24 protein-coding genes, 8 tRNA genes and 1 rRNA gene are annotated in these 26319 nt (G+C 38.5%); 3 read left to right on the top strand and 30 right to left on the bottom strand.

All coding sequences use genetic code 11. The features are described from left to right. Nucleotides 1-274 precede the first annotated feature (274 nt). From AC6BKE_RS05925 to acpS, 21 genes are all read right to left on the bottom strand, one after another. Nucleotides 275-1826 (bottom strand): 16S ribosomal RNA (locus tag AC6BKE_RS05925). A 197-nt stretch (nt 1827-2023) separates the two neighbouring features. After that, nucleotides 2024-2097: transfer RNA gene (locus tag AC6BKE_RS05920), tRNA-Gly, on the bottom strand. Nucleotides 2098-2115: 18 nt separating this feature from the next. Beyond that, nucleotides 2116-2192 (bottom strand) — tRNA-Arg (locus AC6BKE_RS05915). Between the two features lie 26 nt (nt 2193-2218). Then, nucleotides 2219-2304, bottom strand: a tRNA-Leu gene (locus AC6BKE_RS05910). Between the two features lie 66 nt (nt 2305-2370). Beyond that, a tRNA-Lys gene (locus AC6BKE_RS05905) sits at nt 2371-2443 on the bottom strand. Nucleotides 2444-2458: 15 nt separating this feature from the next. Further along, a tRNA-Gln gene (locus tag AC6BKE_RS05900) sits at nt 2459-2533 on the bottom strand. A 5-nt stretch (nt 2534-2538) separates the two neighbouring features. After that, nucleotides 2539-2614 (bottom strand) — tRNA-Asp (locus AC6BKE_RS05895). A gap of 31 nt (nt 2615-2645) precedes the next feature. Beyond that, nucleotides 2646-2717, bottom strand: a tRNA-Glu gene (locus AC6BKE_RS05890). A 1-nt stretch (nt 2718) separates the two neighbouring features. Beyond that, a tRNA-Asn gene (locus tag AC6BKE_RS05885) sits at nt 2719-2795 on the bottom strand. Between the two features lie 88 nt (nt 2796-2883). Further along, nucleotides 2884-3342 (bottom strand): SprT family protein, encoded by a 459-nt coding sequence (locus tag AC6BKE_RS05880; RefSeq protein WP_499856155.1) that lies wholly within the window; start codon nt 3340-3342, stop codon nt 2884-2886. A gap of 74 nt (nt 3343-3416) precedes the next feature. Next, nucleotides 3417-5585 (bottom strand): Tex family protein, encoded by a 2169-nt coding sequence (locus AC6BKE_RS05875; protein ID WP_036119089.1) that lies wholly within the window; start codon nt 5583-5585, stop codon nt 3417-3419. A gap of 137 nt (nt 5586-5722) precedes the next feature. Next, nucleotides 5723-6508, bottom strand: coding sequence for an RNA polymerase sigma factor SigB (gene sigB / locus AC6BKE_RS05870; protein ID WP_036119097.1), 786 nt, complete (start codon nt 6506-6508; stop codon nt 5723-5725). Then, nucleotides 6486-6956 carry an anti-sigma B factor RsbW gene (rsbW, locus tag AC6BKE_RS05865; RefSeq protein WP_036119099.1) on the bottom strand — a complete coding sequence of 157 codons (471 nt, stop codon included), beginning with the start codon at nt 6954-6956 and terminating at the stop codon, nt 6486-6488. Before rsbW ends, sigB begins: the two co-directional genes overlap by 23 nt. Next, entirely contained in the window at nt 6956-7288 is a 333-nt protein-coding gene (locus tag AC6BKE_RS05860; RefSeq protein WP_036119101.1) for an STAS domain-containing protein, read from the bottom strand. Before AC6BKE_RS05860 ends, rsbW begins: the two co-directional genes overlap by 1 nt. A 63-nt stretch (nt 7289-7351) precedes the next feature. Continuing rightward, nucleotides 7352-8302 carry a PP2C family protein-serine/threonine phosphatase gene (locus AC6BKE_RS05855; protein ID WP_371327986.1) on the bottom strand — a complete coding sequence of 317 codons (951 nt, stop codon included), beginning with the start codon at nt 8300-8302 and terminating at the stop codon, nt 7352-7354. A 57-nt stretch (nt 8303-8359) separates the two neighbouring features. Beyond that, complete coding sequence (locus AC6BKE_RS05850; RefSeq protein ID WP_036119108.1) at nt 8360-8761, bottom strand: anti-sigma regulatory factor; 402 nt, start codon at nt 8759-8761, stop codon at nt 8360-8362. Between the two features lie 413 nt (nt 8762-9174). Continuing rightward, the gene (locus tag AC6BKE_RS05845; RefSeq protein ID WP_004232054.1) at nt 9175-9525 is read right to left on the bottom strand and encodes a type II toxin-antitoxin system PemK/MazF family toxin; all 351 of its coding nucleotides are present in this window, start codon (nt 9523-9525) and stop codon (nt 9175-9177) included. A 4-nt stretch (nt 9526-9529) separates the two neighbouring features. Then, nucleotides 9530-9793, bottom strand: a complete 264-nt coding sequence (locus tag AC6BKE_RS05840) for a hypothetical protein (protein WP_036119113.1) — start codon at nt 9791-9793, stop codon at nt 9530-9532. A gap of 337 nt (nt 9794-10130) precedes the next feature. Beyond that, a complete protein-coding gene (alr, locus tag AC6BKE_RS05835; RefSeq protein WP_036119117.1) occupies nt 10131-11252 on the bottom strand; it encodes an alanine racemase in 1122 nt (373 codons plus the stop codon). Nucleotides 11253-11465: 213 nt separating this feature from the next. Next, on the bottom strand, nt 11466-12524 hold the full coding sequence (locus AC6BKE_RS05830) for a LolA family protein (protein ID WP_036119122.1): 1059 nt from the start codon (nt 12522-12524) through the stop codon (nt 11466-11468). Between the two features lie 124 nt (nt 12525-12648). Continuing rightward, on the bottom strand, nt 12649-13002 hold the full coding sequence (gene acpS / locus AC6BKE_RS05825) for a holo-ACP synthase (protein WP_036119125.1): 354 nt from the start codon (nt 13000-13002) through the stop codon (nt 12649-12651). Nucleotides 13003-13066: 64 nt separating this feature from the next. Between acpS and AC6BKE_RS05820 the strand changes: the two genes are divergently transcribed. Beyond that, complete coding sequence (locus tag AC6BKE_RS05820; protein ID WP_036119129.1) at nt 13067-13690, top strand: rhomboid family intramembrane serine protease; 624 nt, start codon at nt 13067-13069, stop codon at nt 13688-13690. 61 nt (nt 13691-13751) lie between these two features. On the opposite strand, the gene AC6BKE_RS05815 is transcribed toward AC6BKE_RS05820, so the two are convergent. From AC6BKE_RS05815 to AC6BKE_RS05780, 8 genes are all read right to left on the bottom strand, one after another. After that, entirely contained in the window at nt 13752-14327 is a 576-nt protein-coding gene (locus tag AC6BKE_RS05815) for a GNAT family N-acetyltransferase (protein WP_036119132.1), read from the bottom strand. A 580-nt stretch (nt 14328-14907) separates the two neighbouring features. After that, nucleotides 14908-16380, bottom strand: coding sequence for a PH domain-containing protein (locus AC6BKE_RS05810; protein WP_499856438.1), 1473 nt, complete (start codon nt 16378-16380; stop codon nt 14908-14910). Next, nucleotides 16373-16852 carry a PH domain-containing protein gene (locus AC6BKE_RS05805; protein ID WP_499856151.1) on the bottom strand — a complete coding sequence of 160 codons (480 nt, stop codon included), beginning with the start codon at nt 16850-16852 and terminating at the stop codon, nt 16373-16375. Before AC6BKE_RS05805 ends, AC6BKE_RS05810 begins: the two co-directional genes overlap by 8 nt. 135 nt (nt 16853-16987) lie before the next feature. Beyond that, a complete protein-coding gene (cshA, locus tag AC6BKE_RS05800) occupies nt 16988-18520 on the bottom strand; it encodes a degradosome RNA helicase CshA (protein ID WP_249646076.1) in 1533 nt (510 codons plus the stop codon). 352 nt (nt 18521-18872) lie between these two features. Then, nucleotides 18873-19565: an alpha/beta hydrolase gene (locus AC6BKE_RS05795; protein ID WP_499856150.1), complete on the bottom strand. Its 693-nt coding sequence runs from the start codon at nt 19563-19565 to the stop codon at nt 18873-18875. A 59-nt stretch (nt 19566-19624) separates the two neighbouring features. Further along, nucleotides 19625-20995 carry a UDP-N-acetylmuramoyl-tripeptide--D-alanyl-D-alanine ligase gene (locus AC6BKE_RS05790; protein WP_036119153.1) on the bottom strand — a complete coding sequence of 457 codons (1371 nt, stop codon included), beginning with the start codon at nt 20993-20995 and terminating at the stop codon, nt 19625-19627. A gap of 11 nt (nt 20996-21006) precedes the next feature. Further along, nucleotides 21007-22086 (bottom strand): D-alanine--D-alanine ligase, encoded by a 1080-nt coding sequence (locus AC6BKE_RS05785; protein WP_499856147.1) that lies wholly within the window; start codon nt 22084-22086, stop codon nt 21007-21009. 237 nt (nt 22087-22323) lie between these two features. Beyond that, nucleotides 22324-23076 (bottom strand): hypothetical protein, encoded by a 753-nt coding sequence (locus tag AC6BKE_RS05780; RefSeq protein ID WP_036119163.1) that lies wholly within the window; start codon nt 23074-23076, stop codon nt 22324-22326. Nucleotides 23077-23422: 346 nt separating this feature from the next. Between AC6BKE_RS05780 and AC6BKE_RS05775 the strand changes: the two genes are divergently transcribed. Further along, a complete protein-coding gene (locus AC6BKE_RS05775; RefSeq protein WP_036119166.1) occupies nt 23423-24610 on the top strand; it encodes an FtsW/RodA/SpoVE family cell cycle protein in 1188 nt (395 codons plus the stop codon). Between the two features lie 57 nt (nt 24611-24667). Here the strand turns inward: AC6BKE_RS05775 and AC6BKE_RS05770 are convergent, their stop codons facing one another. Continuing rightward, nucleotides 24668-24805 carry an Lmo0850 family protein gene (locus AC6BKE_RS05770; RefSeq protein WP_164908744.1) on the bottom strand — a complete coding sequence of 46 codons (138 nt, stop codon included), beginning with the start codon at nt 24803-24805 and terminating at the stop codon, nt 24668-24670. A 309-nt stretch (nt 24806-25114) separates the two neighbouring features. Here AC6BKE_RS05770 and AC6BKE_RS05765 point away from each other — a divergent pair, with 309 nt between their 5' ends. Continuing rightward, nucleotides 25115-26275 (top strand): MFS transporter, encoded by a 1161-nt coding sequence (locus AC6BKE_RS05765; protein ID WP_058844749.1) that lies wholly within the window; start codon nt 25115-25117, stop codon nt 26273-26275. Nucleotides 26276-26319: the final 44 nt, after the last annotated feature.

Here is a 26319-nt window from a genome sequence, read left to right as displayed (position 1 = left end):
AGCTTCACTCGTTCAATCAGTCACGTACTCAAGTACGCTCCTTCATTCACTCGGTTGCTTCCTAGAACTGCTCGTGTCTTGAAACCTTTTAATGTTATTAAGCCTATAAAAAAACTTAAAAAATAAATGTGTTTGTTACAATTTCAATGTCGTTTTATCCAGTTTTCAAAGAACAAGTTTTGAAGATTTTCATTCAAGAAAGAATAAACCTTCAAAACTGAACGCAAAACGTAATCTTACAAACCCTAGGTTTGTATTCCGAAATAATCCTTAGAAAGGAGGTGATCCAGCCGCACCTTCCGATACGGCTACCTTGTTACGACTTCACCCCAATCATCTATCCCACCTTCGGCGGCTGGCTCCAAAAGGTTACCTCACCGACTTCGGGTGTTACAAACTCTCGTGGTGTGACGGGCGGTGTGTACAAGGCCCGGGAACGTATTCACCGCGGCATGCTGATCCGCGATTACTAGCGATTCCGGCTTCATGTAGGCGAGTTGCAGCCTACAATCCGAACTGAGAACGACTTTATCGGATTAGCTCCCTCTCGCGAGTTGGCAACCGTTTGTATCGTCCATTGTAGCACGTGTGTAGCCCAGGTCATAAGGGGCATGATGATTTGACGTCATCCCCACCTTCCTCCGGTTTGTCACCGGCAGTCACCTTAGAGTGCCCAACTAAATGATGGCAACTAAGATCAAGGGTTGCGCTCGTTGCGGGACTTAACCCAACATCTCACGACACGAGCTGACGACAACCATGCACCACCTGTCACCGTTGCCCCCGAAGGGGAAACTATATCTCTACAGTGGTCAACGGGATGTCAAGACCTGGTAAGGTTCTTCGCGTTGCTTCGAATTAAACCACATGCTCCACCGCTTGTGCGGGCCCCCGTCAATTCCTTTGAGTTTCAGTCTTGCGACCGTACTCCCCAGGCGGAGTGCTTAATGCGTTAGCTGCAGCACTAAGGGGCGGAAACCCCCTAACACTTAGCACTCATCGTTTACGGCGTGGACTACCAGGGTATCTAATCCTGTTTGCTCCCCACGCTTTCGCGCCTCAGTGTCAGTTACAGACCAGATAGTCGCCTTCGCCACTGGTGTTCCTCCAAATCTCTACGCATTTCACCGCTACACTTGGAATTCCACTATCCTCTTCTGCACTCAAGTCTCCCAGTTTCCAATGACCCTCCACGGTTGAGCCGTGGGCTTTCACATCAGACTTAAGAAACCACCTGCGCGCGCTTTACGCCCAATAATTCCGGACAACGCTTGCCACCTACGTATTACCGCGGCTGCTGGCACGTAGTTAGCCGTGGCTTTCTAATAAGGTACCGTCAAGGTACAGCCAGTTACTACTGTACTTGTTCTTCCCTTACAACAGAGTTTTACGAACCGAAATCCTTCTTCACTCACGCGGCGTTGCTCCATCAGGCTTTCGCCCATTGTGGAAGATTCCCTACTGCTGCCTCCCGTAGGAGTCTGGGCCGTGTCTCAGTCCCAGTGTGGCCGATCACCCTCTCAGGTCGGCTACGCATCGTCGCCTTGGTGAGCCGTTACCTCACCAACTAGCTAATGCGCCGCGGGCCCATCCTATAGCGACAGCCGAAACCGTCTTTTAGTGTTTCACCATGAGGTGAAACAGATTATTCGGTATTAGCCCCGGTTTCCCGGAGTTATCCCAAACTATAAGGTAGGTTGCCCACGTGTTACTCACCCGTCCGCCGCTAACGTCGAAGGAGCAAGCTCCTTCTCTGTTCGCTCGACTTGCATGTATTAGGCACGCCGCCAGCGTTCGTCCTGAGCCAGGATCAAACTCTCCATAAAAGAAATTTGAATAGCTCAAATTGTTTTGCTGGCATCAATTTTGATGTCCAAAATTTTGTTTCGTTCACTAACCAAAGCTAGTTACTGAAAACTTTATTGATTACGTTTTGCTTGTTCAGTTTTCAAGGTTCATATCATTGTCTCTTCGGACAACTTCTTTAGTCTATCAGACAACCGGAAAGTTGTCAACACTTTTTTGGAGCGGGTGATGAGAATCGAACTCACGACATCAGCTTGGAAGGCTGAGGTTTTACCATTAAACTACACCCGCATAATATGATTTATAAATTGGCGCGCCCGGCAGGAGTCGAACCCACAACCTTCTGATCCGTAGTCAGACGCTCTATCCAATTGAGCTACGGGCGCATATAAGAATATAAAATTAATTGACTTGGTGCGGCCGAGAGGACTTGAACCTCCACGGGGTTGCCCCCACTAGGCCCTCAACCTAGCGCGTCTGCCGTTCCGCCACGACCGCATTCAATCAGTAACTTTCTCATTATACTACAAGGATCTGAGAAGTCAATGTTTTTTCCTAAAAAGATGAGCCATGAAGGACTCGAACCTTCGACCCTCTGATTAAAAGTCAGATGCTCTACCAACTGAGCTAATGGCTCAAATTAAGAAATGAATGGCTGGGGTACTAGGATTCGAACCTAGGCATGACGGAATCAAAATCCGTTGCCTTACCGCTTGGCTATACCCCAAAAAGTGGCGGTCCCGACCGGGATCGAACCGGCGATCTCCTGCGTGACAGGCAGGCATGTTAACCGCTACACCACGGGACCAATAAATAGTATTAATTAAATTATGAAGAAATGACCCCTACGGGATTCGAACCCGTGTTACCGCCGTGAAAGGGCGGTGTCTTAACCACTTGACCAAGGGGCCATGGCTCCGAAGGCAGGACTCGAACCTGCGACAACCTGATTAACAGTCAGGTGCTACTACCAACTGAGCTACTTCGGAATACTATGTTTTGCTGTCGTCGTTATCTTGTCGACTTTTACTATTATAGGGACAACTCAACAAAACGTCAACTATTTTTTATAATTTTTTATTCCACTAGTATTAGCCTACCCAAACACTTACTACAGCAATACTTCTCAACATTCATTTTTATTTTCCGTACATATAGTTGTTGGCAATTGACACAAGTATAAGTATGACGATGATGTCTTTTAGTTGTAGCTTTAGGGGGTTGTAAAACTGAGCAAAATCGAGGTGCATTTACTTTTCTTAATAGCTCTCGAAAATCTTTATCTCGATGTTGATACCCTTTACCTTCAATATGTAAATGATAATGACATAATTCATGGAGTACAATACCTTCAATCTCTCTATAGCCATATAACTCATAGGCTTTCGGGTTTATCTCAATATTATGAGATTGTAAAAGATATCGTCCACCAGTTGAACGTAATCTAGCATTAAAGTAAGCCTGATGCTGAAAAGGTTTTTGAAAGCTTTCCAAGGATAAGCCGTGAACAAGTTGTTGTAACTCCTCATTGTTCATATATTAATCACCTCTAACAACAAGAATACCACACTGTGTAGTATAGACAGTGTGGTAAATATTTATTACTTAAATTATAATGTTTGATTTTTAGGCGGAAGCATTGTTAAAGAAATACGCCCTTTATTGACATCTATTTGTTCTACCCATACTGTGACAATATCACCTAATGCAACAACTTCTAACGGATGTTTAATGCGTTTGTTTTGTAATTTAGATATATGCACCAACCCGTCTTGCTTTACGCCAATATCAACAAACGCTCCAAAGTCCACCACATTTCTCACTGTGCCTTGCAGTTCCATACCTACTTTTAAATCTTCCATTTTTAATACATCTGTTTTAAGCAAAGGCTGTGGGAAGGCATCACGTGGGTCACGACTTGGTTTCATTAAAGTATCCACAATATCTTGAATAGTCACAACACCTATGCCAAGCACGCTACTTAAATTTTGAATATCTAAAGCTGCAATAGCTTCTTCGGCTTTCGGCGTCCCTAGCTCTTTTTTATCAATTTGAGCTTCTGCTAATATTTGTTCAGCTAAATCATAGCTCTCTGGGTGAATACCTGTAGCATCGAACGGATTTTTTGCTTCAGGGACACGTAAGAAGCCGATAGCTTGTTCATACGTTTTAGCACCTAGCCTTGGAATCTTCTTTAATTGTGCACGTGTAGAAAATTGACCATTTTCTTCTCGCATCTTCACGATATTCTCTGCAACTGTTTTGGATAAACCAGAAACGTATTGTAAGAGTGAAGAAGAAGCCGTGTTTACATCAACCCCTACTTTGTTAACAGCAGTTTCTACTATAAAAGTTAGTGATTCATTTAATTTTTTTTGAGAAACATCATGCTGATACTGACCTACACCAACCGCTTTAGGTTCAATTTTCACTAACTCTGATAAAGGATCTTGTAAGCGGCGTGCAATGGACACAGCACTACGCTGCTCAACCTGTAAATCGGGAAATTCAGCCCGTGCAATATCTGACGCTGAATAAACAGATGCTCCCGCTTCGTTGACAATAACATACGCAACATCAGTAGTAAGTTCATTTAGTACATCTGCAATAAATTGTTCTGTTTCACGCGATGCTGTACCATTACCAATTGCAATTATGCTTATTGGATATTTTTCTAAAATTCCTTTCACAGTAGCTTTCGCTTTTGCTACATCTGGTTTAGGAGGATGTGGATAAATAGCTGTAACCTCTAACATTTTCCCCGTTTCATCTACAACTGCTAACTTACAACCTGTGCGGTAAGCTGGGTCAACCCCCAATACATATTTCCCTTTCATAGGTGGCTGCAGTAATAAATTACGTAAATTCTCAGAGAAAATATGAATTGCTTGTGTTTCAGCTTTCTCTGTCAATTCGTTTCGTAATTCTCTTTCAATCGAAGGCTGAATTAAACGTTTGTACGAATCTTCAATTGCCAGTTTTACTTCTGCAATTGCAGGAGATGAGCCAATTGCAGGTATCCATTCCTTCCACATAATCATCAAAACTCTGTCTACTGGCACTTGGATTGAAACCTTTAAAACTTCCTCTTTTTCTCCACGGTTGATCGCTAAGATGCGATGCGGAACGATGCGATTAACAGGTTCTTCATACTCGTAATACATTTCAAAAACATTTTTTTCATCGATCTCAGCATTTTTTACAGTCGTTACAAGGACTCCATCTTTCCATGAATAGGCGCGGATTTTTTCACGAATCGCAGCATCATCTGCAAAACGTTCTGCTAAAATATCACGTGCGCCCATTAGTGCTTCTTCTGTATTGGCAACCTGTTCATTATCCACAAAACCAACTGCTAGCTGCTCTAATGCGTCATTACTAAACGCCAAGAGAAGTTCTGCAAGAGGTTCTAATCCTTTTTCTTTGGCAATCGTCGCCTTTGTACGTCTTTTTTGCTTGTAAGGTCTATATAAATCCTCTACCCGCTGTAAGACGGTTGCAGCAAGTATGGCTTTTTCTAATTCTGGTGTAAGTTTTTCTTGCTCTCGGATTAATCGAATAACCTCTTCTTTCCGTTGTTCAAGTTGCTGTATGTAGTGATAACGATCCTCCACAGCTTTAATTTGCACCTCGTCGAGAGAGCCCGTTGCTTCCTTTCGATAACGTGCAATAAATGGTACCGTATTTCCCTCTTCTAATAACTTAATAACAGCATCTACTTGCCCTGGTTTGACTACAACATCCTTTGCAATGAGCTGTAACATTTGCTTTTGTTCCACATCATCACTACCTTTTTCTTTTCATTTTACCATTACACTTTACTAAAAATGCAAAAAGATAGTCTACTCAGACGAATATGAGTAGACTATCTTCATCCATTTATAAGTGTTTAACACATAAAACACCCAAAGAAAGATTAGAGCGAAACACCGCCACTTGCTAGAATAGCCTCTTGTAATTTCTTTATTGCTTTCCTTTGTATTCGAGATACATGCATTTGAGAAATTCCTAATCGTTCTCCAGCTTCTTTTTGACTAAGTTGCTCTAAATATGTAAGCTGAATAATTTGTTTTTCCCTTTCATTTAACACAACAAGCGCCTCTGAAACAATCATGCGTTTATTAGTCATTTCATAACCATCGTCTTCCCTACCCAAAATATCAAATAAGGTGACTGTACTGCCATCTGAATCTGACTCTATCGAATGATCCATAGAAAGAGCCTGATAGCTACGGCTCATTTCCATCGCTTCCAATACCTCTTCTTCGGCTACTTCTAATCGCTCAGCAATATCTTGAATAGAAGGAGAACGCTGCAATTCAATCGTCAGCGCCTCCACTGTTGATTTGATTCTCGGTCCTAATTCTTTTATTCGTCTAGGCACATGAACATCCCATGTTTTATCACGTAAAAAACGCTTGATTTCTCCAACAATCGTTGGCACAGCAAATGCTTCAAAACTACGACCAACATTCGGATCAAAACGTCTGATTGCACCTAACAATCCCAGCATCCCTACTTGAACAATATCATCATAATAAGATTTACCATTCGAATATTTACGAGCTATTGACTCAACTAGATATCGATAATGAATCACTAATTTTGTTTGCGCTTCATCATCCTCCGTTGACTGGTACAATTCAATCCACTTTAGTATATCTTCCTTGGATGAAGATTTATGTAGTGATTCTTTCGACATTTTTTTCCACCTGCTCCCTAGCGACATACTTTGTCATGAAGACAGTTACGCCACCATCGTTATTGATCATCACCTCATCCATCAAAGTTTCCATTAAATAAAGTCCTAAGCCACCTTCTCTTAGCCCTGCAATACTTTCCTCAGGATGATACGGTCCAATCTTAGACTTGATCTCTTCGAAATTAAAGCTGTTGCCATAATCCGCAATCATCATTTCCATTTTATTGTCATACAAAGCACACCCGATGACAATTTCACCTTCTTCTTCATCCTTATAAGCATGGTGAACAACATTTGTCACAGCCTCACTTGCAGCAATTTTTAAATCTTCGATATCATCATAACTAAAGCCAATCCTACTAGCTAAGCCCGAGACAGTTAATCGAATGACACTGACAAATTGCGGTTTAGCAGGAACTCTAATTTCAATATAGTCAAATTCCTTCATTATTTTAATTCCACCTTTTTATCAGTTTCAATATCCATCAAATCACTTAGACCCGTAATTTCAAACAATCTTTGCAATCTATTCGATAAACCAACTAGCTTCACTTTGCCATTTTCACGTAATGCTCTTTTATAAAAGGCAACAAATATCCCAAGACCTGTACTGTCCATGTAATTTACTTTTGATAAATCAAGTTCAATTTCTAATCCGTCTGTAATCTTTACCGCTTCTAATTCCTCTCTTAAACCAGACGCGGTAAATGTATCGATTTCCCCTTCAACAAAACCAAATAATTTATGATCAATCTCTTTAAAATATATCGTTACGTCCATATAGCACACCTCCACCATATTTGTTAGACTATTGTCTATTCCCTATTTTATTAATAATTAAACCTATTTTTTTAAAATAACGACAGTAAAATCATCCGATAGTTTAAAATTCTGAGCTTTCTCTATTTCCTTATAAAGAAGTTGGCACAACTGCTGGGCTGTTAAATGTCTATTTTGTTTTATTAAAGTTGTAATAACCTCTCTAGAATTCAAGTCTTCCTGTGCTCTAAATTCAGTCACACCATCGGTCATCATAATAATCAAATCATTGTCCTCTAAAACAATGTCATGAAACGAATATTTTGTTTCAGGTAAAACACCGAGTAATAAGCCTTTAGCCTCCAAAGAATAGAATCGATCGTCCTTGGCAATATAGTGTAACGCTGGCTCATGACCTGCCGAGGCATAAGAAAAGATATTGTGTTGTACATCTAAGCATCCATAAAACATAGAAACAAACATACTGTCGTCCACACCTTTTTCAATTACCCTGTTAATGACTTCTAAAACATAGGAAGGATCTTTATATGCATATCCTAATGTTTCAAGCCCATATTTCACCATCGACATACATAACGCAGCAGGAACTCCCTTGCCGACAACATCTGTCACTGCCACACTTAAATATTCTTCACCATCATGAAAAAAATGTACATAATCACCATTCATTCTACGAATAGGAACTGAAATCATTCCTATATCAATACTTTCTAGCTGCGGCACATATGTTTTCAATAGCGTTTTTTGAATGTTTGTCGCAATTTTCATTTCCATCTCGTATTCAGCTTGCTTTTGAAGTAAGCTTTGATGCTCTCTATGTGCCATCCCATAATGAACCATCACTTCAATAAGAAAATCATAGGCTGGCTGTGATTCACTCATTTGATCAGGAAATATTTGTTCAACAGCATTTTTATGAATACTAACAACATCCTCTGGAGATATATTTTTTTGAATTAACTGACGCGTGAAATTTTGAGCAATATATAAATTTCTTTCAGTTTGGCTGACCATATAATCTGATAATATTTTTTTATACTGAGCTTCTAATTGTTTCAATTTCTTCACGTCCTAACGCAACCATTTTTCCGCCCTTATTGTTGTACCCACTCCCATGACAGATTGAATATCTAAACTGTCCATCAATCGTTTAACACCTGGTAAACCAGCTCCTAGCCCTCCTGAAGTAGAATAACCATCCTCCATTACTTTGCGAACATTTTGAATCCCAGGTCCTTTATCTGTTGCAATAACGACTATTTTCTTTTCATGATCTATCTCAACCCTTTCAATTTCAATCGTCCCTATATTCGCATATAAATATATATTTCGTGCTAATTCACTAATTGCTGTGGTTATACGAGCTTGATCAACAGTGCCAAATCCAAGTGCTCTTGCTTCATTACGCCCCAGTTGTCTTGCTGCCACAATATCCCACTCTGTAATAATTTCAACCGAAGACTTACATGTCACTGCTGTCCCTCCATTTCCTTACAGTGTTATACTCTTACACTATAGTTCGACCTGCTGGACTTAAATTAAACTTCATAACCTCTATTAATGGAATATTCTATGTAAATTTTCATATACCTTTTAAGAATTTTTTCAAAAATCTATTTTTATTAAAAATCTTGAATATATCTTAAAGCTTTTTGTACTATTTATCAATTACGCCTCAACGGAATTTAGCTCCGATTTATTGAAGCTGCTCGAAAAACTTTTCTTCAAAATTTGTGACTTCTGCCAGAGGTTTTATCTAACAAAATTGAACTTTTATGGAGAGTTGGCCAGCTGAATCAAGATAAATAGTAAATTCAAACTATCGATAGAGAACAAAAAAAGCACCGAGATTTTATTATCTCGATGCTTCTATACACATATGTATATCAAAATTTAACTAGACCTAAACTAATCATCAACGCTCCATCAACTTTTTCCATCACAGCATGATCAAGTTGCGTAATACGATCCGTCAATCTTGACTTATCAATTGTCCGCACCTGTTCTAGCAAAATAACCGAATCACGTTCAAAACCATACTTTTCAGCATTGATTTCAACGTGTGTCGGTAACTTTGCCTTTTGAATCTGTGCAGTGATAGCTGCGATGATGACAGTCGGACTAAATCGATTGCCAATATCATTTTGAATAATCAGCACCGGTCTAGTGCCTCCTTGTTCAGAACCTATTACCGGTGATAAGTCTGCAAAAAAAACGTCACCACGTTTTACATTCAAAGTGTCATCCCCCGCTAACGAGACGCTCCACCATATGCTGTGCTTCATATTCTGCATGCAAGCATTCACTTGCAATCATTAAATTAATATGAGACATTTCAACATATCCTTTAATCATAGCTTCCCGTATTTGATTTGGTTGCTCCTGCATTAAATTTTTGCGCGCCAAAGTACGCACAAAAGATTCACCTTCAATTACTTCCTTTGTTTGTAGAAATAGTCTGTCTTGAACAGCAATTGTAGCTTCTCTTAACTTTTTCTCGTACACAGCAAGCACCTCCAACGGAACCATACACTTTTTCATTACTTCTCATTCTATCATTGAAAGATATTGTTGAAAAGACATGAAATGACAAAATATCTGACAATTTGAAGTACAAATTGTAAAAATATGTTGGTTGTCGAAGGTATATGCTGAATAATTATTATTGCAATGTTCTTCCAAATATGAGTTACTTTATGTTTGGAAAAGAAATAAGTTCTCCAGTGCTAATTTATTTACCAAATTCAACTTTTACATTGGAATGTTGTTCATTACACATTACAGTGAATGCTATTGAGAGAATGTGTACTGTGTATCAGTAACTAATTCTAATGAAGGTTCATTAAAAGTATATTCTAGGAACTCTTGCTGTTATAATGCATGGTATTTCATAATTAATTGTTTCAAGCTTTGTAGCCCACTCATCGATGGAAATCACATGCTGTCCTTGTTGACCAATGAGTGTTACCTTCTCACCTATAGCATATGCTTTTGGTAGCGCAACCATACATTGGTCCATACAAATTCGTCCAACAATCGGCACTTTCTGTCCATCAACCAATACTTCTTGTCCACCTAACTTACGAATTACGCCATCTGCATAGCCAATCGGAATAGTTCCTATCCACGTCTCCGTCTGAGCAGTAAACGTAGCGCCATAGCCAACTGATTCACCTGCTTTGATTTGCTTCACATGAACAAGTTCACTCTCAAGCGAGAAGGCAGGTTTTAGTGGGAATGGTAAAATGCTTTCCACATAGGGAGAAGGAGATAATCCATACAGCGATATCCCATATCGAACAGCATCATACTGTAGGTGTGAATTTTTCACTAATGAAGCTGCCGTATTAGATGCATGAACAAGTCGCGGCTTTAAAGGCATGACTGATAAACACTTCTCAAAAAACTGTACTTGCTGATTAAAATGTGTCGAATTTTCTTCATCCGCTGTCGCAAAGTGAGTGAATATGCCATCTAGCTCCACATTAGCTGTAGACTGTATGGTTTCGTATAGTTCTACTAGCTCTTGCTCTGAGCGAATGCCTAGTCTCCCCATTCCACTATCTACTTTTATATGTAGACGCAAAGGAAGTTCTTCATTCACTAAAAGAGGAGCTGCTTGTTGAATCCAATCACTAGCAAATGCTGTAAGAATAATACGCTGTTGTGCTGCATAAGGAGCAAAGGAAACAGGAGATGCACCTAATATTAGTATGTCTGGTTCTTCAAAATGTGCTCGTATATGTAATGCTTCGTCGGGCGTTGCCACTGCAAGTATTGTGGCACCAGCCTCAAGTGCCGCCCGTGCAACGGCTACATCTCCATGGCCGTACGCATTTGCCTTTACTACAGCAATAATTTGAACATTAGGTTGTAAAAATTCTTTTAAATTTTTAACGTTCTGTTGGATTGCTTGCAAGTCTATCATTGCTTTGGTTGGTCGAAAATACTGCTGTGTCTTCATAAGAATACCCTCTTTATTTTTAATTAAAACACTATGTATGACATACATTTGTTCTAGTACGTCTATTTAGCTTGTCCACACAATGTTATTGTTCCATTCTCCAGAACTCTCACTTTAAAGGAAATAACTTAACATTTTCTAAACAGTGAGATCTTATTTCATATTGTCAATAAGCTACAGCTTTCATATTTCTGAAAGCTGTAGCTAGCAAAGTTACTTCATACTACTTATCGTCATAGATGTAGCAACTTCAATCATCTCTTCTCGCGTCAACTTGCTTGAAGCTACAAAGAATTCAACACCATCTTTTTCCCAACTAATCGATGTATCTGTAATAGCTCCTATTGTATAGCCTAAGTCAACTGGGTCACCAGGTGACGATACTGGTAACATTGAATTTTCCTTTGTTACTGGTTGCTGCATAACTGTAAATGCCTTTTCACCATCGAAAGTTAGGATAACACGTTCCATACCATTTTCTTGCACAACTTTTTCATTCGCTAATTGTGCCCAATTTAGAACAGGATAATGTGTTTGGAATTCTTGATATTCAACTTCTGCACCAACTGCTTCTTTTTCATCTTTTCCTTCTTGCCCCTCTTTGTCAGCAGGTGTAGCTTGTTCACCTTTCGTGCTATCTTTATCAGTGAATTGTTCAACAGCATACTCTTTTGCAGCATGTTGCACACCTAATTTTATTTTCTTAAAGGTGATACGAATTTGCTCTTCCTTCACATCATTCATAATCGCTACAGAGGTTGGCAATAAAGTTTTCTTATCTACCGTAATGACTTGATGAGGCATACTATTTTTATAGCTATTTCTAGTAGCCGCTTCAAATATATATGCTTTTTCTTCTTCTTTCATGACAAGATTTTTATCTTCTGCTAAATCTTCTGCTAGCGCTCCAATTAAGTAAGCCTGACTATTTTTCTTTGGCCAGTCACTTTGGAATTTATACATTTTGTTTAATGTCGGTGTTACTACAAAAACGCCATCAGCATTACGCACAATCATTTGAGAAACATCTTTCCCACTTTCGACTACTTCTACTCGATAGAAATCAGGTTTTGTATGCCATACTGTCACATCATAATTTCTTGGCTCACCACCAGATTTAATCTCCATCGATGCATTTAACTCATAACCATTTGTTTCTGCCCATTTACCATTCACTTTCTTCAACACTTTTTCCTGTGAGGCTGCACCACATGCCGACAGAAGTAATATCGTACAAAGTAAGACGAGCCATTTAACTATACGGTTGCCCACGCTTTCACCCTTTCTTCTTTCAAATCCACTACGACAATATATGAACCGTATTTGTCAGTTATGTCATTTGAAGAAAGGGCAATATATTTAAATTTATAAGCCAACCTTTTAGACAAGTTAAGTACTATTCTAATAAGATTACTTGAGCAGCCGCATATTGTTTAGAATGCGTAATACTAACAAATCCATTGACAAGCTCTTCCTTAAAATATAAGACGGGATTGCCAGCCTCTCCTCTTAATATCTCCATATCATGAAGCTTACATTGTTCCCCAAGGCCTGTTCCTAGCGCTTTCGAAAATGCTTCTTTAGCAGCAAATCGCCCTGCCAAAAATTCTATTTTACGAGTTTCTGAATGACCGTCAAATAATTTTTTTTCCTTAACTGTTAAAATGCGATCTTTAAATTTATCTGTACGTTTCATGGCTTTTTCAATACGATCTATTTCTACAATATCGAGACCAATTCCCTTAATCATGTGACCTTCTCCTTTACCTATTTCCAACAAGGCATGTATAATAATTGTAAATTGAGGTGGAGCCATGTTTAGTAGAACAGAAAATTTTAAGCAATATACAAAGTATTACCCTATTGTTTCAACTTTAATAGCAATTAACTTAACGCTTTATGTATTGTCTCTTATACCCGGCGTCGGAACACTCTTGTGGAATTACGGAATCCAAGCAAATTTCCTGATTCAAAATGGTGAATGGTGGCGTGTCTTTTCTGCAATGTTTTTACATGCAGGATTTATGCATATGTTTTTTAATATGTTTTCCTTATATCTCTTTGGTCCAGAGCTTGAAAAAATCGCAGGTAAAGCACGCTTCATCACAATTTATTTGGTTTCAGGTATTGTAGGCAACATGGCAACCTATATCTTCTATGATAGTAGTTATGCGAGTCTTGGTGCAAGTGGGGCTATTTTTGGAATTTTTGGTGCTTTTGGGGCATTAGTTTACTATACACGTCGTACAATGCCAATGCTTCGTAAGCTCATCTTACCAATCATCATCATAAGTGTCATCATGACATTTCTTCAACCAAATGTGAATGTTTATGCACATTTAGGCGGTTTAGTAACAGGTTTCATTCTTGGACTTGTCTATTTACACCCAAAAAGAATTTTAAGCTGGCGTAAACAAAAGATGTCGGGTAGACCATAAAACTTAAAAGAGGAGCAGCTCAATCATGGAGTTGCTCCTTTTTCATTAGAACGAATACATACTATAAAATCACAGTGGCCTCATTTGCCATCTTAACCTTTTTCCATTCAGCGGCGGTTAAGCCATAAACAACTTGGTCAACATGATGATCATAAAGCCACTCTGCATCCCTTAAACGCCCTTCTTCATGGAAGCCCAATACTTTGGGAATTGTACGACTGCGAATATTCCCTACCGCTACACGTACTTCAATACGATTTAACATTAAATAATTAAAAGCATAATCAATCAATGCTTTCATTGAATTTGTTACGAGCCCCTTCCCCACAAACTCATTTCCTAGCCAGTAGCCAATGCTTGTCCATTTATGCTGCCAGTTGATTTGATGATAGCCAATTACGCCTGCAAGCTCTCCATCATAGTAAATCCCTGCTTGTATACCATTATGATCAGCATATTGTTGCATAGCCTTTTTGACGAATTGCTCTGTATCTTCTACAGTTTTAACACTATCTACAAATGGCAGCCATTCACGTAATGTATCCCTTGAACGGTCAGTTAAAGCAAATAATTCATCTACATCACTCAAGTCTAATAGCTTTAAATAAGCGCTTTCATTAATATCATATTTAAACAAAGTCCCCCACCCCTTTTGTTCTATTTATTTTATTATAAACAGCATTCACATATATTTATAGTTAAAAAAGCTAATCCTTCCATAAAATTGAAAGGGTTAGCTTCATGTTGTTGAAAAAAGGTGATGTCAATGGCAGAAACAGCCATTTCGAAAGGCTAGGAGTTAATTTCCCTTCCGTTAGCGTTCTTTCCAGGGAGCGTCCGATGAGCCGTAGTAAATAAAATAGCTCATTATTTGTATGATTGGAGAAAGGATGGCCTCTTATGTTCGATGTGGAGAAGTGATGAGTGGCAACACCCCTCCATAAAGAGTAGTGAATACTTCACTTTATTAGAAAACCTTTCTAAAAAGGTACCATTTTCATGGATTGGAGTGGAAGGCTACTTGACTCCCGTGGGATAGCGAGACAGGCGAGCCCCTGCACGGAGGAAGCGGCTCGGCACTCGCCCACAGGAAAGCAAGTAGCCTGCAACAGTAATCCATTTTCACCTTTCGAAAAAATTCTATATAAATGTTTTTGTTTTTCAACACTATGAAGCTAATCCTCCCATAAAATTGAAAGGATTAGCTTTTTAGTTCATTAATGTTCATACCAAGTTAAGATTGTTTCTGCATCCTGTTGCTCTAAGCTTGATACACTTCCCGTTGTACCAGTTGCTCCAGACATGACTGTTGCTTTTATAGACATAACATTTTTTCTTTTTTGAAAGTAAGATTGTGTACTATGAATGGATTGAATTCGCTTTTTCTCCACAATCAATGTAATACGACTAAATACTCGATACTGCATAGCCAGTTGCTTTCCATCAATTTGATAGCCTGCTGTTTTATGCTGCCATATTCCGATTAGGATTGTTAACGGAATTAACAGTAATGACAACAGTCCATACGGATAAAAGTAATAACTACATGCACCCATAATTGGAACTAGCCAAATAAAATCAATTCGATAGAAGAATGGTCTTGCTCTTTTTGGTGATCGAATAAACGAAGGATGCCAATTCATATCTGGGAAAAGCTGCTCTAATGTGTGCAAACAATCCTGCTTCTTAATGAGTGGAAACAAAGTAATCTTTTTATCATTCCCATCTTCACCGTTACCTCCAGCGCTTTCAACGACCACCGTTGCAAAGCCTGTTAATTGACGCAAAGGGTTTTCAACAATACGAATGGCTTGAATTCGATTCAGCGGTAAAGTAATACGCTTTTTCTCTAAAAGTCCCTTGGTGATAATCAATTTTTCTTCTTCAATTCGGACTGTATAATCATAGTAATTAATCAGTGTGATGACCACTGATACAACCCAAGCTACAATTAAAACGAACATCGCTGTTAAAGCGACTAAAAATGCACCGACTTTCACAAAATCAGCTAGTTCATGAAATACTGTTTCATAAGGAATAATATCGGAAAACTGTGAAGCAATTGCTGCAAGACCTGATAGTACGACACCGATCCCACCAGATGTTGTTGCTAAAACGAGTAAATCACGTATGGACATATGGTAAATCGTTGGAATGGAGACAGCTTCCTCTATCACTTGGATTTCTTCCTGATCTTGTTGTTGATCTACCCCATTTTTAGCCCGACGCATTTCTAATTCAATAACATCTGCTGCCGCTTTACGGATTGCTGTCAGTTCGACCTCAGGTTTACCTCCCTTACTACCTGCTGTTTCAACCTGAACTTTCACTAAACCAAAAATGCGATGAAAAATCCCCTCGTTATAATTTAAGCTTTGTATACGTTCAAAAGGAATATAACGCTTCTTTTTAACAAACAATCCATACTTTATGCGTAACTCCCCGTCTTCAAACCAATAAACAAATGTCCGCCATTTTATGATGCCCCCAATAAGTGCAAGAAGTGCCGCGCCTCCCCATACACCAAAAAGTAAAATGGTATCAAAAAAATGATCACTATGATAATTCAAAGAAAAATTAAAGCCGTTTCCTATGATAATAATAGCAATTGGTAATATCATACTTTTTAATGCCTTAACGCTCGTAATAACTGCAGATACTGGATGTAAACGATTAATTTCTTTAGACATCATCTTCCGCCACCCTTGCTAAATCAGAGATGCGAGCACGAAGTATATCTGCTTCGTCCATAACAAGCGCAGGAATCGTATGTACAGTTGCTGCTGTTGAAATTGAAATATTACCCAAGTCGTATTTTTTCAATATCGGTCCTTGTGTTGTATCAACATGTTGAACACGTACCATCGGTATCAATGTACGTTTCACAACAAATAAACCATGTTGTACTTCGATTTCATGTTCACGAACCTCATAACGCCATCGTTCCCATCTTATTTTCGGGAATACAAAAATGGATAGTATTGCACTTAGAACTACAACTACCCCAGCTATGAAGTAAATAAATGACGGCCATTCAAAATAATATGTACCATAGCTTACTAGCCCTGCTACAATGAATAACACCAATGTTTGTATGACTCCATATAAACGCCACACAGTTAACCCTTTTCGGGAAATTTGATGAATCGGCTGTGCTCTCAATATCGTTCCCCCCTCTTTCTTCATTAGGTGTATACGGATTTACTCACCTTTTTGTTTCAACTATATCTGAAAAAAAACCTTACAGCCACTATGACTGTAAGGTTTATCATAAAGAATTAGTGTATTCGGTTAAAATTAACCTTCGTGACGTCGTGGAGAGCGAGAACGACCTTGTCCACCTTCTCGACGACCTCCCTCACGGCGTCCGCCTTCTCGACGGCTACTGCTACTACTGCTATTGCGACGATCTCCACTGCGAGCGCCGTCACGACGTCCGCCACCAAAGCTACGGTTACCTCGGCCACGATCACCGCCACTACGGTTACTGCTAGAACGCTCACGTCGCATTGGTAATGGACGCTCTTCTGTGATTGTTACTGGTGTATCGTCTGGCTCTCTCGTTAATGAACGTAGAGCAGCTGCAACAACGTCAATTGCTTCATGATTATCTAGTACTTCCGCTGCAAGTGTGCGGTAATCACCTAAATTGTTATTAGCAATAAGATTTTCCAGTGTTTCCACAGCTAAACGTTGTTGACCCTCTAATGCTTCATCAGTTGTTGGTGGGCGAAGAGGTGTCATACGTTTTTTCGTTGTTTCTTCCACAATACGTAAGTAACCCATTTCACGAGGTGTTACAAATGTTATGGCAAGACCTGATTTACCCGCACGACCTGTACGTCCAATACGGTGAACATAAGATTCAGGATCTTGAGGAATATCAAAGTTATAAACGTGTGTTACACCAGAAATATCAAGTCCACGAGCGGCAACGTCCGTCGCAACAAGGATATCGATTTTATTTTCTTTAAACTGGCGTAATACGGAGATACGCTTCGCCTGGCTTAAATCACCATGAATACCCTCAGCTAAATAGCCACGAATAGATAGGGCCTGTGCAAGCTCATCTACACGACGTTTTGTACGACCAAAAATAATAGCAAGCTCTGGTTGGTGAACGTTTAATAAACGAGATAAAACATCAAATTTTTCACGTTCAGCAGACTTAACAAAATATTGATCGATATTATCAACTGTTAATTCTTTTGCTTTAATTTTCACAATTTCTGGATCACGCATAAATGTTTCTGCAATTTTACGGATTGCTGGTGGCATTGTTGCTGAGAACAGTAATGTTTGACGTTCAGAAGGCACGTTTTCTAAGATTGAATTAATATCATCGATAAAGCCCATGTTTAACATTTCATCTGCTTCATCCAATACTAATGTTTGAACATCTTCTAATTTTAACGTACGACGATTAATATGATCAATAATACGTCCTGGTGTACCAACAATGATTTGAGGTCTATTTTTCAGTGCACGAATTTGACGGCCAATTTCTTGACCTCCGTATACTGATAATAATTTTACGCGCTTGTCATAGCCAATTTTATATAGCTCTTCTGAAACTTGAATCGCTAACTCACGAGTTGGAGCAATAACTAACGCCTGAATATTAGGGTTTTTTGGATCAATTTTCTCAATTAGTGGAATCCCGAAAGCGGCAGTTTTACCAGTACCTGTTTGTGCTTGACCTAATACATCACGGCCTTCAATCGCAAAACGAATAGTACCTTCTTGGATTGGTGTTGCTTCTTCAAATCCCATACGCTTTACTGAGCGTAATGTAGATTCGCTAATATTTAATTCTGAAAAATTTGTCAAACTTCTCAATCTCCTTTTTTTCCTTTTAAGTTGACAAATGGTTACATTTTCAGATGAAGTTGTCGGCAAATTCGAGCCTGTGTAGTGGAACGTTTCCGTTACTTAAAAATTTTCTCTACATGATAGTCCATATAGAGCTCTCTTATATGAAAAGGAAAGCCCGGTCTTTACCGAGCGGTTCGATTCTGTCGTAATTATTCACTTTAGAATAAAACCGTTGTGTTCAAAAAAAAGTACCCTTCAACCAAATATGAAGAGTCTTCGCACAAAATGTATCCATTGCTTACACTAGTCTAACATGGCTTTAAATCCTATGCAACGATAACGCATGAGTCGTAATAATCTGACTACTTTATTTATCCCTTAAAAACGTTAAAACCCTTAGAAACCATTCAGAACAATCTTCCTCAAAACATATATGATGCCTGCTATTATCAGAAAAATACAAAATTTTATCTTTTGAGGCTAATTTATCAAAAAGGAATTGCGCCGTATGATAGGGCACTATTCCGTCCAATTTCCCTTGCACGATATAAACAGGAATTTGAATATGTTGATAATAAGGTTCCACCATTCTAACCAGCTTCATAAATTCTATTGTGGACGCTAAAGGCACATTGTTAAATTTATGATGGTATCGTAAAAAAAGTTCGTTATTCGTCAAATTACGGTGGTAAGCCTCTGTAGCAAGCACTTTGAAATCATTGACTAACTGTTTAGGGCTGACATACTTTGCAGCAGCACTTAATAATACGAGTTTTTTTACTTTATAACGTTTAGCTAAATATAATGCTATGATTCCCCCCATTGAAAAACCAACGACGATTACCTCATCTACTTTTTTAGCTAATGATCGATAGGCAAGCTCGGCATCCATTAACCAATGCTTCGCTGTAAAACCACTCATTTGTAATTCTTCTCCATGCCCTGACAACGTCGGCTCTACAATTAGCCAATTTGTCTGTGCCCGTAAGTATGTTGTGAATGGCTCCACTTCATAAGGTCCACCTGAAAATCCATGAATACATAGTACACCTACTGACAACGTCCTCACCTCGTTTAACAATGAATAAATCGGTGAGCCTAATCCCACCGATTCATTGGTTACTGTGACGTAAATGCATTTAAGATCGTCTCTAATTTCATACCACGCGAGCCTTTAAGTAAAACAATAGATGATTCATTCGCTAGTTTTAGCTTTTCAATAATAGCCGTATAATCATCTGCTACATACAGTAAACGTTCTTTCTCAAAGCGCTCTTTTAATACTTGATAAAGATATGCCATCCGAGGGCCAAATAAGCAGAGATAATCAATTTCATGCTCATTTATATATGCTGCTAGCCCTTCGTGAAAACTTTGCTCATTCGGTCCAAGCTCCAGCATATCTCCTAACACAAGCCATTTTTCAGGTCGAATTGTAGAGGAAGCCATAAATTGAATAGCAGCCTTCACCGAGGTTGGTGCTGCATTATAGGCATCGTTGATAAATAGCGCTCCATTTGTTCCTTGTACTTGTTGCATCCTCATATCTGTTAAGACTACATGCTCTAAGGATGTACGAATTTGTTCATTGTTTAAACCTAGCTTATGAGAAATTAACATCGCCACTAATGTATTTTTTACTTGATGCTTACCAAGAACTGAAATAAAGAAGTCGCCTTCAATGATTCCGTGCGTAGTAAAGTGACTGCCATCCGCATTAGCATGAATATTTTCGGCGTATAAAAGATTACCTGGCTCTAATCCGAACGGCACTGCTTGTAAGTGCTGTTCCTTGGCTACCAATTCTTGGAGCAGCGGTTCATCACCATCATAGAATAATAGACCATCAGGCTGCATCCCTTGAATAATTTCAAATTTTGCTTTTGCTATACCTGCTCGTGACCCTAAATCCTGCATATGAGCCTCGCCGATATTTGTAATAACCGTCATATGTGGACGAGCAAGCTTCGTTAAAAATTCAATTTCACCAAAACCACTCATACCCATTTCAAGAACAGCAACATCTGTATTTTCATCAAGCTGTAAAATTGTAATAGGTAACCCTAATTGATTATTAAAGTTCCCAATAGTCTTTTGTACTTTAAAAAATGGCGCAAGTGTACCCGCTAAAATATCCTTTGTGGATGTCTTACCATTTGAACCTGTAATGCCGATAAATTTCGCCTTATGTTCATTACGGTAGGCTCTTGCCATTTCCTGTAAAGCCACTTCTGAGTCATCCACAAATAGTAAAGGATAACCTTCTGGAGGATTTGGTTCATCTTTTTGCCAGAGAGAAGCTCCCGCGCCTTTCTCAAATGCTTGAACAACAAACTGATGCCCATTTGTTTGCTCGCCACGAAATGGCACAAATAAATCTCCCTGTTGAATTGTTCTTGTATCGATAGAAATTCCTGATACAACGGTATCACCAAAAGCCGCCATATCCTCATTTAACCATGCAGCTAATTGTTTTAATGTTTTTTTCACAATAATCCCACTCAGTCTTTTTTATAGTGAAGCTGTTGTTTTTCTTCGTAACGTTCGATTGCTAGCTTAATGAGACGGTCAATCAGCTCTGGATAGCTCACATTTGTATGTTGCCATAATAATGGGTACATACTTACAGGCGTGAAACCAGGCATTGTATTCACTTCATTGATGTAAACGCTATTTTCAGCCGTTACAAAAAAGTCGGCACGAACTAAACCGCTACCATCTATTGCTTTAAATGCACTTTTTGCTAATTCCTTTAAGCTTGCCACAGTTTCCACTGGTAGCTCCGCTGGAATAATAAGGGCTGTAGAACCGTCCTTATACTTCGAGTCATAATCATAAAATTCAGTGACTGGTTTAATTTCGCCTGGTACCGAAACTTCAGGATAATCATTACCTAACACAGCTAGTTCAACTTCGCGAGCCATAATACCTTGTTCTACAACAATTTTACGATCATATTGCAGAGCAATCTCAATTGCTTTTATTAATTCCTCACGATTAGTTGCTTTGCTAATCCCAACGCTTGAACCTAAGTTTGCAGGCTTCACAAACATCGGCCAACTCAAGCCCTGTTCACATCGTTCAATGATGGTCTGTTGCTCGTTTTTCCACTCACTACGAATAAAGTACGTATAGGGCACTTGTGGTAAGCCTGCAATTTCAAATAATTGCTTCATCACCACTTTATCCATACCAGCTGAAGATGCTAATACACCGTTTCCTACATATGGTAAATTCAGTACTTCCAGTAATCCTTGCACAGTTCCATCCTCACCATTTGTTCCATGTAACAATGGGAAAATAACATCAAACTGCACCGCATTGCCTTTTTCATCGATTAAAAAATCAGTAATATTATTTTCTAAAATTGTGGCATTATCACCAAATTGTAATTCTTCTATTGCACTTACAGGTTTTTCCAAACGTTCTCCGCGTCGCCATTCCCCGTCAGATGTAATGAAAATCGGATATACTTCATACTCCTCGAAATTCAAAGCTCCAGTAACTGCACGAGCTGTCGATAATGACACCTCATGCTCCGCTGACTTTCCGCCGTATAATAAACCGATTCTTTTTTTCATTTTTGTGCCCTCCACATACTTCTTGAGTACTATTAGTTTATCATGAAACGTCTTGACAAATGACATAAAAATCTCACCGTAATTTTTGACGGTGAGATTTTGACATTTCATCGATTATGCCTTAGTTGCATCTAATTTTTAAATTGTCTAGGCTCAATTCAAAATTCAGCATATCTGCCAACAACTGATCTTCATTTGATAGTCGCTTAATCGCAAAAATCGTTACTGATATGAAGATTAAATAATATAAATTAATTCATCATGTTCCGTTTTCAGGATCGTATTTAAGTCATCCCAAACTTCATCAGGAAATGAATACTCTGATAGGTTGCGAACTTCTATACCATAGGCTACCTTTGGTTTTTCAATTCTGTACAAAGATAGTAACGCTCCGTCCTTAGCAAAGGATCGGTAAGATCGTAAAAAATCGGGCGATATAGATGGAATACTCGCCTTTACTTTTCGACGCCAAAAACCAGTACTCCGTTCCTTTTCACGAATTAGGCTATTAAATACATTGGCAACCAATAAATCCGAATCACTTAAATGACGAAAATAAATTTTTGTCATCTTCTCTTGATCTGAAGAATAATAGACAAATCTATTTTGTAATTTGTTAAAAAATGCAGACGTAATCGGTTCTTTTTTATGACTTATGTAAAGCAATTCTCCTTGTTCCATTGGTGTCAAATGATCTAGCCTCTTTTCGTCCATAAAATCAACCCAACACAATTCCTTTGACTCTGCTGATTTTTTCACAAAACGAGGAACTTCATCTTCCAAGACATATTCAAATTGTGTATGCATATTAAAAGAACCGTCTTCATAGGAATGTTTTAATAACAGTAAGTGATGCAGTGGTTCAAGTGCAGCCACAAATTGCGGGAATTTTAACCCGCTAAAAATGACAAATTTATCTACATCATTCATATGAACATAAATATGATACATAAAATCATCAGCTGACTTTAATTTTTTAGCCACAACCATCACCCCATTCTTCACTACATTATAAGTCTAAACATGATTTTTTTGAAACATTTTATGTTAATTGTCGTCCCAACTATATGCACAGGCATAAAAGTATTTTTTGCGTTATAATAGGAATGTTAAACATGCATTTGCATATTAATTTAAGATTACTCAATGAGTACAAGTATTGCTGAAAATTCCATTGACAATGTTCAAAGCAAGTTGCAAGCTTATCAATAGATATGAGTTATCTCATACACTCTACTGGTCAATAGCTCTCTTCTTTGAACAATTATAAACGAAATTGGAAGATTCGCATCATATTTACTCATATTGAGATACTATTTTAATTTAGGTGGCTTTTATGGAAAATAAACGAAATTTCGCAAACCGTTTTGACTGGACCCTCGCTTTTATTCTTTTCACTTTTCTAGTCATCAGTTTGTTAGCTATTGCATCTGCCCAGACATCGGGTCAATATGGCATTAACTACGTACCTAAACAAATGCAATGGTATGTTATTGGTGCAGTAATTATTGGCATCGTCATGTTTTTTGAGCCAGATCAATATAAAAAAATGTCATGGTATATGTATGGAGCAGGGATTGCCTTATTGGTACTGCTTATTTTTATGCCTGAAGGAGAAGGTCAAATCGGTGCACCCGTTAATGGTGCTAAAAGCTGGTATCATACGCCGATTGGAAATATTCAGCCTTCTGAGTTTATGAAAACTTTTTACATTTTAGCACTAGCACGACTAATCAGTAAGCATCATGAAGTTTATTCGTTAAAATCAGTAAAAACGGACTTCCTACTACTAGGGAAAATTGGTATCACACTCATCATACCATTGGCTATCATTATGAAGCAGCCTGACCTTGGTTCTGCTCTTGTATTCTTTGCGATTACTGCTGCTCTTATCATCGTAGCCGGAATTTCTTGGAAAATCATTCTGCCGACCTTTTTAGGTGGAGTGGTAGCAGGTGGCACCCTACTGTGGATGGCACTTTATATGCAGGATTTCCTAGAAAAAACGTTCGGCTTAAAGGCTTATCAATTTGCTCGAATTTATTCTTGGCTAGACCCCTATTCCTATTCATCTAGCGAAGGCTATCATTTAATAACATCGTTAAATGCTATTGGGTCAGGAGAGATCTTTGGTAAGGGGTTCCGAAATCGAGAGGTATATGTAGCAGAAAACCATACCGATTTCATTTTTACTGTTATCGGTGAAGAATGGGGCTTTATTGGCGCTAGTATTGTTATTTGTGTTTTCTTCTTATTAATTTATCACTTAACAAAGACAACGCTCTTATTGAAAGATCCATTCTCAACATATGTTTGTGCAGGTATTATTGCCATGATTACTTTCCACGTCTTCGAAAATATAGGCATGACTATTCAGTTATTACCAATTACAGGTATTCCGCTTCCGTTCATTAGTTACGGAGGAAGTTCTTTAATGGGCAATGCTTTAGCCATTGGGCTAGTCTTTAGTATGCGGTTCCATTATCGAACGTACATGTTTACGACACATGATGAAGATGAATAAATATAGAAAAAGGGAAGTCTCGCGCATTGAGACTTCCCTTTTCCTATTGTAAACGAGTTAAGCTTGAACTTGCGGAGTCTGCGTTGGTGGTGTTAGCACTTTTAAAAGTTCTAGTCGAGACTTTGTTACAGTGGCTGTTACACCCAACTTAGATAAATTCGAAACAATCTTTTTCAAATCTACTTCTTTCCTCATACATTCCACCTCAATCTTTCCTCGATTTTATATAACGTTTTAGGGAACAAAAAAGTTTCATTTTTCTACGAGTAAGATGTCTGACAAATTTATCATACCATTTAACTTACATATAAAATTTTTCATTTTTGTTACATTGTAAATTATTTATACCACCAAACACTTATAAAATAACCACAATCACTATATTTTATTCATCTTCAATTAATAACTATCTCCACCATGTTTCTCCATCCGTATTCTTGTCATCGTAAGAGCAAGAAGGGTAGAATGTACATAGTGAAATATTGTATGAAAGCAGGGAACTGTATGAAAAAGGCAATTTTATTATTGATGTCTGTTCAATTTCTCGTTTACCTAGGATTTGGCATTATTATTCCTGTCTTACCTGAGGTGATTGTGCAGCAAAATTGGAATGATCTCCACGTCGGTGGTTTACTAACCGTATATTCACTTGCAAGTTTCTTTACAGCACCATTTTGGGGCATGCTATCAGATAAGATAGGTCGTAAACAACTAATCTTAACAGGTCTGGTTGGTTTTAGCCTTAGTTTTGTTATTTTTTCATTATTTATAGATAACCTAGCTATTTTGTATGTCTCACGCATTGTAGGTGGTTTATTCTCAGGAGCATTGTATACAGCAGTAACAGGATTTATCGCAGATATGTCCAGTGAAGAGGATCGTAATAAATATATGGGCTTTATGGGCATGTCCATTGGTCTTGGCTTTATTTTTGGTCCAGCAATCGGTGGGGTGCTAGGCCATTATAGTTTGCAATTACCATTTATCGCATCCGCATCATTAATTGCACTATTATTTATTTATGCAAGTTTCGTCTTAAAAGAACCTGAAAAACGGAAAGATTCAACTAAACGTGCTATTGTACCAAAAGGCGCTAGCAAGATGCTACAGTACCGTGTGCGTTACTTATTTATGTTTTCATTTTTAGTAACCTTTATGCTAGCGGGTGTTGAGGCTACTTTCCAACTATTCCAAATCGAAAAGATTCATATTACACCATTACAAATTGGATATTTATTTATGTTTAGTGGTTTCGTTGATGCAGCCATTCAAGGTGGCGTTGTTCGACGTATAAAAAATGGCAGCGAAACAACATGGTTAATCGGTGCTCAAATTGTAACAGCAATCGGTATGCTATTATTCACACTCACAGCTAATCTTTTTATCGCTGGTCTAGCCCTATGTGTCTTTACAGCTGGTAATGCACTTGCTAGAACGTGTGTGGTATCGCTCTCCTCGAAAGAATCTGGAGGACAATATGGAACTGCCGCAGGTCTTTCCTATTCAATGGATAACTTAGGACGTATTCTTGGTCCACTATTTTTCACTTGGTTATTTACGATGCAAGCAAGTCTCGGGTACTATATATCGGCAGCAATAGCCATTCTTTCGATAAGTTTGATTTTTATCTATAAGGCTTCCAGTAAATCATTGCGTTTTGAATAGATTCTCACTATACCGTAACTTGTTATACTTTAAAGACCTAGAGA

It is taken from the genome of Lysinibacillus sp. COL-1 (genome assembly GCF_059814265.1).
The sequence above is the reverse complement of the archived record's forward strand: the minus strand, read 5'-3'. Positions and strand labels throughout refer to the sequence as shown.